The following is an 11,994-nucleotide window of genomic DNA, read 5'->3' on the forward strand; positions in this document are numbered from 1 at the left end:
GGAGGTCGATACCGTGCGCGTACTTGTCGTGACCGCGGTGGCGGCCGAGGCCGCCGCCGTCGTCGCGAACGCGGAGGGTGCCCCGGTCTCCCTCCCCGGCGGCTACGCGCTGACCCGCACCCCCGCCTACGACGTGCTCGTCGGCGGTGTCGGGCCCGCCGGTGCCGCCGCGGCCGCCGCGACGGCGCTCGCCGTGGCGGACCGCCCCTACGGCCTGGTCGTGTCCGCCGGCATCGGCGGCGGTTTTCCGCCGCACGCGCCTGTCGGCTCGCTCGTCGTGTCGGACTCGGTGGTCGCCGCCGATCTCGGCGCAGAGACCCCCGACGGCTTCCTGCCCGTCGACGAACTCGGCTTCGGCCGCACCGTGCACCCCTCGCCGCCCGATCTGTCCGCGCTCATCGCCGAGACGCTGGGCGCGACCCGCGCACCCGTACTGACCGTCGCCACGGTCACCGGCACCGCCGCCCGCGCCGCCGAGCTGTCGGCCAGGCACCCGCGCGCCGCCGCGGAGGCGATGGAGGGCTTCGGCGTCGCGGAGGCCGCCGCCGCGTACGGCGTGCCCGTCGTGGAGATCCGTGCGATCTCCAACGCCGTCGGCCCCCGGGACCGCCTCGCGTGGCGCATCGGCGACGCCTTGGCCGCGCTGCGGCAGGCGTTCCACCAGCTCGCCCCCGTCCTCGAGGAGCACTCGTGACCCTGCGTATCGCGTACTCGCCCTGCCCGAACGACACGTTCGTCTTCGACGCCTGGGCGCACGGCCGGGTCCCCGGCGCGCCCGCGTTGGACGTGACGTTCGCGGACATCGACATCACCAACGGGATGGCGGAGCGCGGCGAACTCGACGTGCTCAAGGTGTCGTACGCGGTGCTGCCGTGGGTTCTCGAGGAGTACGCGCTGCTGCCGTGCGGCGGCGCGCTGGGCCGGGGCTGCGGCCCGCTCGTCCTCACCCGGGAGGCGGGTACGGACCTGAAGGGGAAGACCGTCGCCGTGCCGAGCGAGCGCTCGACCGCGTATCTGCTGTTCCGGCTGTGGGCCGCGGACGTCGTCCCCGGGGGTGTCGGCGAGGTCGTCGTGATGCCGTTCCACGAGATCATGCCGGCCGTCCGCGACGGCAAGGTCGACGCCGGACTCGTCATCCACGAGGCCCGTTTCACCTACCAGGACTACGGGCTGCACTCCCTCGCCGACATGGGCGAGCACTGGGAGTCCACGACGGGCCTGCCGATCCCGCTGGGCGCGATCATCGCCAAGCGGTCGCTGGGCGCGCCGACGCTGCGCCTGCTCGCGGAGTCGGCGCGCACGTCCGTACGCATGGCGTGGGACGACCCGGAGGCATCGCGTCCGTATGTGCTCGAGCACGCCCAGGAGATGGACCCGGCCGTCGCCGACCAGCACATCGGGCTGTACGTCAACGAGTTCACGGCCGACCTCAGGGACGACGGCTACGCGGCTGTGCGGGGGCTGCTGACACGCGCGGCGGCCGAGGGGCTCGTACCGCCCCTCGGCCCGGGTGCGCTCTCGTTCGTATGAGCGACCCCGCTCCACCCATCGGGCTCAGACGTCCAGCTGGTCCGCCACAGCCCGCAGCAGACCCGCGATCTTCGCGCCGTGCACCTTGTCGGGGTAGCGGCCGCGCTCCAGCATCGGAGTGATGTTCTCCAGCAGCGTCGTGAGGTCCTGCACGATGGACGCCAGCTCGTCCGGCTTGCGCCGCTGGGCCGCCGCCACGGAGGGGGTGGGGTCCAGCAGCGTCACCGACAGCGCCTGGTCGCCGCGCTGGCCGGCCACGACACCGAACTCGACGCGCTGGCCCGGCTTCAGGGCCTCGACTCCGGACGGGAGCACGGAGGAGTGCACGAAGACGTCGCCGCCGTCGTCGCGGGAGAGAAAGCCGAAGCCCTTCTCGCTGTTGAACCACTTGACCTTGCCGGTAGGCACGTCTGTCCTCGTCCTCGTACTCGTTGGGCGCTGGGGCACCGCAAGTTGGGGCGCCGAAAAAACGGCTGTGGATAGCACTACAGCGGGTCGCCTGACCCGCCACCCCCAAGGCTAATGGTCCAGAGGCTGGTGACAAGACGTCCCCGATCGGTTCCTGTGCGCAAGGGAACTACCCTGGCCGAATGACTGCTACTCCTGCCTCGGCCGCTCCCGCCCCGGGTGACGGGCTGGTGCGCGCCGGCGCCATCGTCTTCATCGTGGGAGCCGTCGCCACTCTGGTCACGGTGGCCCCGCTGTTCCTGGGCACCGAGCCGTTCCCGACCGTCGCGTACGCGGTGAGCATGCTGATGGGCGTCGGGTTCCTGGTCGCCGCGGCGGGCGTGCTGCGTTCGATCGCCGCGCAGCGGCGTCAGGCCAGATCCGCACGGTCCGCCGCGGGCTCCGCGCGGTAGGAGCGCAGCCAGGCCGGGAACGCGGTGAGGTCCTCGAGGACCACGTCCGCGCCCGCCTCGCTCAGTTCGCCCGCGTCGCACGGCCCCGTCGGCACCGCCACCGACAGCGCGCCGGCGAGGCGCGCGCCCCGTACGTCGCCGGTGTGGTCGCCGACGTACACCGTCGCGCCGTGCTCGAGCAGCGCCTCCGCCTTGGCCTCCGCCCACAACCAGCCGATCACCTCGTCGGGGGCGATGCCGAGGTGCGCGAGGTGGAGCTTGGCGTTGGGCTCGTGCTTGGCGGTGACGACGATCGCGCGCCCGCCGCGCTCCTGGACCGCCGATATCGCCTCGCGGGCGCCCGGCATCGCGAGGGTCGGCTCGATGGCGTATCCGGGGTAGATCTCGCGGTACCGGTCGGCCATCCGCTGGACCTGCTCGTGCGGGAACCAGAGCGCCAACTCCTGCTCCAGCGGCGGCCCGAGACGGGTGACGGCCAGGTCCGCGTCGATCCGCACACCCGTCTCCGCGGAGAGCGCCCGGTAGGCGGCGTGGATCCCGGGGCGCGAGTCGATGAGCGTCATGTCCAGATCGAATCCGACGGTGAGCGGGCGGGGCGCGGAAGAGGAAGCCATGGGCGTCATTGTGCCCACGCGTCGGCGCGAATTTGGGCCCGCCTAGACTTAGCGAAGCCTTACCAACCTTGCTTTCGCCGGCTTCCTTGAGCCTTCCGCCTTCGATTGGTGCCCATGTCAGCCAGACGCGCGCTCGCGGCCCGCCGCATCGGGTGGACGGCCGCCGCCGTAGCCGCCCTGCTGCTCGCGGTGCTGCTCAGCCTCGCGGTCGGAGCACGCGCCGTCGCGCCGACCGCCGTCCTCGACGCCGTACTGAACGGGGGACACAGCCCCGACGCCGAAGTCGTACGCGAGCTGCGCGTGCCGCGCACCCTCATCGGTCTGATGGTCGGCGCCGCGCTCGCCCTCGCCGGCACGGTCCTGCAGGGCATCACCCGCAACCCGATCGCCGACCCGGGCATCCTCGGCATCAGCCAGGGCGCCTCGGTCGGCGTGGTGCTGGCCATCGCCTTCGCCGGAGTGCACACGCTCTCGGGGTACGTGTGGTTCGCCTTCGCCGGTGCGGCCGTCGCGTCGGTCGCCGTGTACGCGATCGCGGCCCGTGGCCGCGGCGGGGCGACCCCCGTCAAACTGGCGCTCGGCGGCGCGGCGATCAACGCGCTGCTGGTGTCGGTCACGATGGGCATCCTGACGACGAAGGCGGCGGCACTGGACGAGTTCCGCTTCTGGCAGGTCGGCTCCGTAGCCGGGCGCGACGCCGAAGTGGTCGGCCAGATCTGGCCGTTCCTGCTGGTGGGCACGGTCCTGGTGGTGTCGGTGGCACGCGGTCTCGACGCGCTGGCTCTCGGCGAGGACGTGGCGAAGGGGCTCGGCCAGAACGTCGCGACGGTACGGATCGTGGGCGGTGTCGGCGCGACGGTCCTGACCGGCGTCGGCGTCGCGGCGGCGGGCCCGATCGCGTTCATCGGCCTCGCGGTCCCGCACATCGCCCGCGCGATCGTCGGCAGCGACCACCGATGGGTGCTGCCGATGGCGGCGGTCGTCGGCCCGGTGATGCTGTTGGTGTCGGACGTGATCGGCCGGATCGTCTTCCCGCCGAGCGAGGTCCCCGCGGGGGTGATGACGGCGCTGATCGGTGTGCCGTTCCTGGTGGCGCTGGTGCGGCGGAAGGCGGTGCCGGCGTGACGTCTGTTCCTGGCCGGGAGCGGATCGGGCGACCCGTACACATCGGGCGGCCCGTACACAAGGAGGGCGCCGCGTGAGCGCTGACACCGTCGCGACCGTCCACCCCGCCGGCTACGCCGTCGCACGCACCGGGCGCGCCAGCTTCCTGCTGCACCGCCGCGCCGCGGCCGTCGCCGCCGCGTTCGCCCTCGCGCTCGCCGCGTCCTGCGTCGCCTACCTCTGCGTCGGCGAGAGCTTCGTCGCTCCCGGCGAAGTGCTCAAGGTGCTCTTCGGGCAGTCGTCGCCGAACGAACTCGTCGTGGGGACGCTGCGGCTGCCCCGCATGGTCCTCGGGCTCCTCGTCGGCGCCGCCTTCGGCGTCGCCGGTGCGCTGATCCAGAGCGTCGCGCGCAATCCACTCGCCAGCCCCGACATCATCGGCATCAGCCAGGGCGCGAGCGCTCTCACCGTCGGCGCGCTCACCTTCGGGGTCACCTCCTACACGGTGCTGCCGTATCTGTCCGTCACCGGTGGTGTCCTCGCCGCCGCGCTCGTTTACGTCTTCGCCTGGCGCGGCGGCCTGCACGCCACCCGCTTCGTCCTCATCGGCATCGGCTTCGCGATCGCGCTCCGCTCGGTCACGACGCTGTTCATGACCAAGGGCGACTATCTCGTCGCCCAGCAGGCGCAGATCTGGATGACGGGTTCGCTGAACGGCCGCGGCTGGGAGGAGACCGCGCCGCTCGGCTGGACGTTGCTCGCCCTGCTGCCCGCGATCCTGTGGGCTGCCCGCGCCCAGCGCACCGTCTCCATGGACGACGACACGGCGACCGCGCTGGGCGTGCGGCTCGGCCGGGTACGGCTCGGGCTGGTGCTGCTCGGGGTCGTCCTGGCGTCGGTCGCGACCGGCGCGGCCGGACCCGTCGACTTCGTGGCGCTGCTGGCGCCGCAGATCGCGCGCCGGGCGACCCGTACCGCCCAGATCCCGCTGCTGTGCTCCGCACTGCTCGGCGCGGTGATCGTCGTCCTCGCCGACCTGGCGGCGCGGCGGCTGTTCTCGCCCACCGAACTGCCGGTGGGCGTACTGACGGCCGCCATCGGGGCCCCGTATCTGATCTGGCTCATCATCCGTAGCCGTACCGCTGGAGGAAAGTCGTGAGCAGGCTGACGGCCCGCGAGCTGACGCTCGCCTACGAGGACCGCACGGTCGTGCACGAGCTCGACCTGGCCGTCCCCGACGGACAGGTGACGGTCATCGTCGGCCCCAACGCCTGCGGCAAGTCGACCACCCTGCGGGCCCTCGGCCGGCTGCTGAAGCCCAAGGGCGGGGCGGTCCTGCTCGACGGCGCCGAGCTGTCGAAGATCCCGACGAAGAAGATCGCGCAGTCGATCGGCCTGCTGCCGCAGTCACCGGTCGCGCCGGAGGCCATCACCGTCGCCGACCTCGTGGCCCGCGGTCGCCAGCCGCACCAGCACTGGTGGCAGCAGTGGTCGAAGGAGGACGAGCGCGCGGTGACGGACGCGATGGCGCGCACGGACGTCACCGGCCTCGCCGACCGGCCCGTCGACGAGCTGTCCGGCGGTCAGCGCCAGCGCGTGTGGATCGCGATGGCGCTCGCGCAGGAGACGGATCTGCTGCTGCTGGACGAGCCGACGACGTTCCTCGACATCGCGCACCAGGTCGAGGTGCTCGACCTCGTACGGCAGTTGAACCACGAACGCGGCCGCACGGTCGTCGCCGTGCTCCACGACCTCAACCAGGCCGCCCGCTATGCCGACCATCTCGTCGCGATGAAGTCCGGCCGCATCGTGGCGGAGGGGCGTCCGGCGGACGTCGTCACCGCCGAGCTGGTCCGCGAGGTGTTCGGCATGGAGTCCGTCGTGGTCCCCGACCCGGTGACCGGGTCGCCGCTGGTCGTCCCGGGAGCGCCGTACTCCCCCGCAAAAGCCCCCACGCCGTCCCCGCAGTCCGTCTGAAAGGTTGCCCCCTGCCATGACCACCGCCCTCCGCCGCCGCGGCCTTCTTACCGGTTCCCTCGCGCTCACCGCCGCGCTCGTGCTCTCCGCGTGCGGCTCTTCGGAGCCGTCCGACAAGGGCGAGTCCGCCGCCGGCGGCAGCGACATGCGCACGGTCAAGACGGCCATGGGGGACATCCAGGTCAAGAAGGCCCCGAAGCGCGTCGTCGTGCTCGACACGGCCGAGCTGGACTCCGCCATCACACTCGGCGTCAAGCCCGTCGGCGCCACCCACGCGGGCACCGAGTCCGGCTTCCTGCCCTACCTGCCCAAGGACAAGGTCGACGGCATCAAGGACGTCGGCGAGATGATGACGCCCAACATGGAGGCCATCGCCGCCCTCCAGCCCGACCTGATCCTCACCAGCAAGATCCGGCACGGCGACAAGTACGCCGAGCTGAAGAAGATCGCGCCGACCGTGATGACGGAGACCACCGGCTACCCCTGGAAGGAGAACTTCCAGCTCCACGCCGACGCGCTCGGCAAGAAGGCCGAGGCGCAGAAGGCGGTCGCCGACTACGACGCACACACCAAGAAGGTCACGGAGGCGCTGGGCGGCAAGGACAAGGCCGCGGGGACCGAGGTCAACGTCGTCCGCTTCGTCGAGGGCGCGGACATCCGCATCTACGGCAAGCAGAACTACATCTCGACGCTCCTCGCCGACGTCGGCATGGGCCGCCCCGCCATCACGGACAAGGCCAAGGACGGCTTCTCGTACGACGTGAGCCCCGAGAAGGTCGACCTCGCGGACGCGGACGTCGTCTTCCACTCCACGTACGGCGACCCGACGAAGGCGAAGCAGAAGCAGACCCTGGACAGCGCGCTGTGGAGGGGCATGAAGGTGGTCGAGAACAACAAGGTCTTCGCCGTCGAGGACGAGTTGTGGATCCAGGGCATCGGCTACACGGCGGCGTCGAAGATCCTGGACGAGCTGCAGGCAAACCTGACGAAGTAGCCATCTGGCCGCGCGGCGCGTCAATCGCCGGCGCGGCCGGCTTTGCCGGGACCGTGTGGGCCCCCTCCCACGGCCGCCAGGCCGTAGGGGCCGGCCGTGGAGGGCCGGCCCCTACGGCCCGGCCCTAGGGGCCCGGACTTCGACGGGTTACGGATGCCGCCCATCCCAGCTTCGGACCGGCGGAGGCCACTCCCTTTGCGGCCCGGGAGGCACCCCCCATCCGGCGCGCTGCGCGAAACGGGGCCCCTTTTCAGCCCGTCCGGCGATTGAGGACACCGCAGCGGGGCGGGCGCGCGCCCGCGGCCTCGGACCCGGTGGGGCCGGCTGCGCCGACCCGTGGGGGCACCTCCCGCCGCCGCCAGGCCGCAGGCGGAGATTGCGTCACCGCGCGAAGCTCGGTAGGCGGCCGGGGCCACCCCGCCAACACGGCGGGGTGGGGGAAGAAGCCCGCCGCAGACGTCAGCGCACCCGTCGCCCCCGCCACACCAGGAACAGCGCAGACGCCACCGCCGCCCCCCTCAGCACCCACGGCCACATCCCCGTCAGCACGTCCCGCATGCCGCCCTCCGGCACGGGCTCGCCCCAGTGGCCGTTGATGCGGCCCCACAGCCACAGCAGCGCGCCCGCGGCGACGGTGCCGGGCAGGCCGAGCACGGCCAGTTTGACCTCGGCGCGGGAGAGCCGGCGTGAGCCGTATGCGAAGAGCCAGCCGAGGCCCAGGGCGATCAGCGAACCGAGGACCGCGCCCGCGACGAGCAGCGCGGCGGCGAGCAGCAGCAGCGGGCTGCCGGAGCCGGCCCGCCCGGCCGGCTCCGGCTGCGCGGGCTGCGCCGGTTCCGCGACGACGGTCCCGTCGCGCCGCAGAAGCCGCCGCAGCAGACGCCGACGGCCGCCCGGCGCGACCTCCGCCTCACCTCCGGCCGGCTCCGCCTCTGTCTCGCTCTCTGCCGCGTCGTCCGGTGCCGGCGGCGGCTTGAGTATCTCGGGGATCTCGACGCCCCCCACGAACCCGGCCACGCTGTCGCTCGAGCCGAAGGGGCCCGGGTCGATGCGCCACCAGTCCGGCTCGGAGCCCGAGGGACCCAGCTCGTCCATGCCGGCGAGGTGCGGGGGTGAGACGGCCGGACTCGGCGCGGGGGCCGGGGTGTCGGCGCGGCGCGGCCGGGGCACGCGGCGCCACCCCCGCTGGCGCGGCATCGAGCCCCTCCCCGAGGCCTCGGACGCCGCGCCCGGCGCAGCACGCGAACTCCCCGTGTCCTGCGGCTCGGACACCGCGGCCGGGGAAGCCGTCGGGGGAGTCGTCGAGGAAGCCGCCGACGCCACCACCTCGTCCGGCGTGCCGAGCCGTCCGAGGATGCGGCGGACGCCCGCCGGGCTGTCCCCGCCGAACTTCGCCCGCTGCTTGTCGATCTCGCTCCGCAGTGTCGTCACGAGCCGCATGCGCGCACCCGACGGGAGCTGAGCCTGCTGAGCCAGGTCGCCGACGCGGCTCAGATAGTCGTAGACGAGCTGGTCGCTCTCGATCCCCACCGGCGGTTCCCCTGACGTTCCCAGCGAAGGGCCTGCGAAGGCCGGCCGCCCGCCTTCCCGGGCCGCCCTGTCCCCGACGGTAGCGCTCCAGGGGCTAACGTGGGGCGGATGGGGACCATGCCCGAAGGAAGCGGCAGCAGCGCCACCGGCGGCGGCCCGCGCACCCTCGCCGAGGCGCTGCGCGCCCGCGACGACGAGGAGCTGGCCGCGCTGCTGCGCGCCCGCCCCGATCTACTGAGCCCGGTGCCGAACGACGTGACCCAGCTGGCGACCCGGGCCGGCACCCGGGCGTCGGTCGTGCGGGCCCTCGAACGGCTGGACCGGTTCGCGCTGCAGACCGCCGAGGCGCTGGCCGTCGCACCGGACCCTGCCCCGTACGGCACGCTGCTCGCGCTGCTGACCGGTGACGACGGCGAGCCGGCCGTGGAGGCCGCCCTGCCGGAGGCCTTGGCGTCGCTGCGCCGGCAGGCCCTGGTGTGGGGCGGCGAGGACCGGTTGCGGCTGGTGCGCACCGCGCGGGAGCTGCTCGCGCCGTCGCCCACCCGTCCCTCACCGACGGGGCTCGGCCCGACCGTCTCCGAGGCGACCGCCGGGATGTCGCCCGGCCGGCTGCAGGAGATCCTGGCGGCCGCGGGCCTGCCGACCACGCACGACCCGGTGTCCGCTGTCGCGGCGCTGATCTCGCTGTTCACGGACCGGACGCGGATGGCGGCGCTGCTGGACACGGCGCCGCCGGAGGCGCTGGGGATTCTCGACCGGCTGGTGTGGGGGCCTCCGTACGGCGAGGTGACGTCCAATCCGGCGCCGCCCGTGCGCTGGCTGCGCGACCGCGGTCTGCTGCTTCCCGCGTCGACACGCACGGTGGTGCTGCCGCGGGAGGCGGCGCTGCATCTGCGGGCGGGGCGGGCGCACCGGGTGCCGGAGCCGGTGCCGCCGGCCGTCGTGCCGGCCTCCGCGTACGGTCCACAGGCTGTGGACAGTGCGGCGGCGGGCCAGGCCTACACGGCGCTGACCACGGTCGAGGACCTGCTGAAGGACTGGCACGAGGGCGGACCCGCGGTGCTGCGCGCGGGAGGTCTCGCCGTACGGGACCTCAAGCGGACGGCCGCGGCGCTGGACACGAACGAGCAGCTGGCGGCTTTCTGGCTGGAACTGGCCTACGCGGCCGGGCTGTTGGCGTCCGACGGAGAGGCCGACGAGCGGTACGCGCCGACGCCGGCGTACGACGAGTGGCTCGAACTCCCGGTGGCGGAAAGGTGGGGTGAACTCGCCGTCGCCTGGTTGACGGCGACGCGCACCTCCGGCCTCGTCGGCAGCCAGGACAGCAAAGGCCGTACGTTGGCCGCGCTCGGGCCGGACCTGGACCGCTCCGCGGCCGTTGAGGTCCGGCACCGGATCCTGGAGCTGCTCGCGGACCTCCCTCCGGGCGCGGCCCCCGGTCCGCAGACGCTGCTGGCCCGGCTGCGCTGGGAACGACCGCTGCGCGACAACACCGCCGGCGGGGCGAAGGACCTGCGGGCACTGGCCGCGACCTGGACCCTCTCGGAGGCGGAGCTGCTGGGCGTGACGGGCCGCGGCGCCCTCTCCACGCACGCGCGGGCCCTGCTCGGCCTGGACGAGGCGACCCGCCCCGACGGACCGGACGTGATGAACGGCGGCGCGCCCCGCGCCGGCGCCGACTCGGCTCGCGCGGGCGCCGACCAGGAGGCGCTCGCCGCGCGCCGCGCCCACGCGGTCAAAGCGCTCGCGCCGCTCCTGCCGGAGCCGCTCGACCACGTCCTCCTCCAGGCCGACCTCACCGCCGTCGCCCCCGGCCCTCTGGAACGGCCGCTCGCCGAGACGCTCGCCGTTCTCGCCGACGTGGAGTCCAAGGGCGGCGCCACGGTCTACCGCTTCACGCCCGCCTCGGTGCGGCGCGCCCTGGACGCCGGGAAGGCCGCGTCGGACCTGCACGCATTCCTGGCCGCACACTCCCGAACGCCCGTCCCCCAGCCGCTCAGTTACCTCATCGACGACGTCGCCCGCCGTCACGGCCATCTGCGCATCGGCGCCGCCTCCGCCTATGTGCGCTGCGACGACGACACGCTCCTCGGCGAGATCCTCGCCGACAAACGCTCACAGGGCCTCGGCCTGCGCCGCCTCGCCCCGACCGTGCTGGCGTCCCAGGCCGACCCGGGGACGCTCCTGGAAGGGCTGCGCACCATGGGATACGCGCCGGCCGCGGAGAGCGCGGAGGGCGATGTGCTGATCACCCGCGCCCATGCCCGCCGCACGCCGCCGCGCGCGGCGCCCGCCCCCGTACCGGACGGGCCGCCCGTGCCCGACGGCACGCTGCTCGGCGCGGCGGTCAAGGCGATCAGAGCGGGCGACCTCGCCGCCACCGTCGTACGCAAGCCGGCCGAGGTGGCGGGCCGGCCCCAGGGCGGTGAACTGCCGCGCACCACCTCGGCGGAGACCCTCGCGACCGTGCAGGCCGCCGCACTCACCGGTTCCGCGGTCTGGATCGGCTATGTGAACGCGGAGGGTTCCGCGAGCCAGCGCGTCATCGCACCCGTCCGCGTCGAGGGCGGCTTCGTCACGGCGTACGACCACACCGCGGACGAGGTGCGCACGTACCCGCTGCACCGCATCACGGGCGTGGCCGAACTGGCCGACGACGCCACCTGAACAGGCCGCCCGGCCCCCAGCCCGCCGATGCGACGGCAGGCTTCGTGGACTTCGTACGCTTCGGGGACTTCATGCGCTTCGTGGACTTCGTACGCCTCGCGGACTGCTTGGTGTCCGCGGGGTCCGCGGCCTCCGAGTCCACGGGCTCCCGCGGCTCGCCGCGCCGCCTGCGTCCCGCCCGGCCCAGCCGGCGGCCCACCAGTACGTAGCCGATCAACGCACCCGTGGTGTTGAGGATCACGTCGTCCACGTCGAAGGCGCGGCCCGTGACGATCGCGCCCTGCGCCAGTTCCACCAGGGCCATCACCAGCACGGTGACCACCATCACCCGCAGCAGCCGCAGCGAACGCGGCACCAGCACCGGCAGCAGCACGCCGAAGGGGACACCGAGCAGCAGATTGCCGCCCACCTGCTTGCACGCCGCGAGGAACGTGTAGTCCTGCGCGTACTGGCGCAGCGACGCCCCGGGCCGCAGGTTGGCGGTCGCCACACCCTCGGACGCGGCCGACGGCGACAGCGTGAGCCGTGCGAGCACGGCCGAGAAGAGGACCATCGCCACGAACGCGCAGACGATCAGGAAAGCTCTCAGGACAGTTCTGCCCCACTCACGGCGGGGTTCGGCTTCCTTAGTCATGGACACGCGGATACCCGCAGGCGCCCCGGACACTCCGGCGATGCGCGACACTGGTTGTTTGGCCATGTCCGAAACGGACGAACC

General features: G+C 73.4%; 12 protein-coding genes. 8 read left to right on the forward strand and 4 right to left on the reverse strand.

Going from position 1 to position 11,994, the window contains the following annotated elements; all coding sequences use genetic code 11:
• The first annotated feature begins 13 nt into the window (after positions 1-13).
• Positions 14-694, forward strand: a complete 681-nt coding sequence (locus tag ACIQ7Q_RS16745; RefSeq protein ID WP_403861650.1) for a futalosine hydrolase — start codon at positions 14-16, stop codon at positions 692-694.
• Complete coding sequence (locus ACIQ7Q_RS16750; RefSeq protein WP_403861653.1) at positions 691-1,530, forward strand: 1,4-dihydroxy-6-naphthoate synthase; 840 nt, start codon at positions 691-693, stop codon at positions 1,528-1,530. Before ACIQ7Q_RS16745 ends, ACIQ7Q_RS16750 begins: the two co-directional genes overlap by 4 nt.
• 24 nt (positions 1,531-1,554) lie before the next feature.
• On the opposite strand, the gene ACIQ7Q_RS16755 is transcribed toward ACIQ7Q_RS16750, so the two are convergent.
• Positions 1,555-1,938, reverse strand: a complete 384-nt coding sequence (locus ACIQ7Q_RS16755; protein WP_356630895.1) for a cold-shock protein — start codon at positions 1,936-1,938, stop codon at positions 1,555-1,557.
• 182 nt (positions 1,939-2,120) lie between these two features.
• Between ACIQ7Q_RS16755 and ACIQ7Q_RS16760 the strand changes: the two genes are divergently transcribed.
• Positions 2,121-2,390 (forward strand): hypothetical protein, encoded by a 270-nt coding sequence (locus ACIQ7Q_RS16760; RefSeq protein WP_403861656.1) that lies wholly within the window; start codon positions 2,121-2,123, stop codon positions 2,388-2,390.
• Here the strand turns inward: ACIQ7Q_RS16760 and ACIQ7Q_RS16765 are convergent.
• Positions 2,348-3,004, reverse strand: coding sequence for an HAD family hydrolase (locus ACIQ7Q_RS16765; protein WP_403861658.1), 657 nt, complete (start codon positions 3,002-3,004; stop codon positions 2,348-2,350). The two genes, ACIQ7Q_RS16760 and ACIQ7Q_RS16765, sit on opposite strands and share 43 nt — an antisense overlap.
• 114 nt (positions 3,005-3,118) lie before the next feature.
• On the opposite strand from ACIQ7Q_RS16765, the gene ACIQ7Q_RS16770 reads away from it, so the two are divergent.
• The 4 genes from ACIQ7Q_RS16770 (at position 3,119) to ACIQ7Q_RS16785 (ending at position 7,079) form a co-directional block, all read left to right on the forward strand.
• Positions 3,119-4,129 carry a FecCD family ABC transporter permease gene (locus tag ACIQ7Q_RS16770; protein ID WP_403861661.1) on the forward strand — a complete coding sequence of 337 codons (1,011 nt, stop codon included), beginning with the start codon at positions 3,119-3,121 and terminating at the stop codon, positions 4,127-4,129.
• A gap of 73 nt (positions 4,130-4,202) precedes the next feature.
• Positions 4,203-5,267, forward strand: coding sequence for a FecCD family ABC transporter permease (locus ACIQ7Q_RS16775; RefSeq protein ID WP_403861664.1), 1,065 nt, complete (start codon positions 4,203-4,205; stop codon positions 5,265-5,267).
• On the forward strand, positions 5,264-6,085 hold the full coding sequence (locus ACIQ7Q_RS16780) for an ABC transporter ATP-binding protein (protein WP_403861667.1): 822 nt from the start codon (positions 5,264-5,266) through the stop codon (positions 6,083-6,085). Before ACIQ7Q_RS16775 ends, ACIQ7Q_RS16780 begins: the two co-directional genes overlap by 4 nt.
• Positions 6,086-6,101: 16 nt before the next feature.
• Complete coding sequence (locus tag ACIQ7Q_RS16785) at positions 6,102-7,079, forward strand: ABC transporter substrate-binding protein (protein ID WP_403861670.1); 978 nt, start codon at positions 6,102-6,104, stop codon at positions 7,077-7,079.
• A gap of 459 nt (positions 7,080-7,538) precedes the next feature.
• Here ACIQ7Q_RS16785 and ACIQ7Q_RS16790 read toward each other — a convergent pair whose 3' ends face one another.
• Entirely contained in the window at positions 7,539-8,609 is a 1,071-nt protein-coding gene (locus ACIQ7Q_RS16790; RefSeq protein WP_403861673.1) for a hypothetical protein, read from the reverse strand.
• Positions 8,610-8,717: 108 nt separating this feature from the next.
• Between ACIQ7Q_RS16790 and ACIQ7Q_RS16795 the strand changes: the two genes are divergently transcribed.
• The gene (locus tag ACIQ7Q_RS16795) at positions 8,718-11,276 is read left to right on the forward strand and encodes a helicase C-terminal domain-containing protein (protein WP_403861676.1); all 2,559 of its coding nucleotides are present in this window, start codon (positions 8,718-8,720) and stop codon (positions 11,274-11,276) included.
• Here the strand turns inward: ACIQ7Q_RS16795 and ACIQ7Q_RS16800 are convergent.
• Positions 11,239-11,910 (reverse strand): VanZ family protein, encoded by a 672-nt coding sequence (locus ACIQ7Q_RS16800; protein ID WP_403861679.1) that lies wholly within the window; start codon positions 11,908-11,910, stop codon positions 11,239-11,241. The genes ACIQ7Q_RS16795 and ACIQ7Q_RS16800 overlap by 38 nt on opposite strands.
• Positions 11,911-11,994: the final 84 nt, after the last annotated feature.

This window comes from Streptomyces sp. NPDC096176 (assembly GCF_044763255.1).
GTDB lineage: Bacteria > Actinomycetota > Actinomycetes > Streptomycetales > Streptomycetaceae > Streptomyces.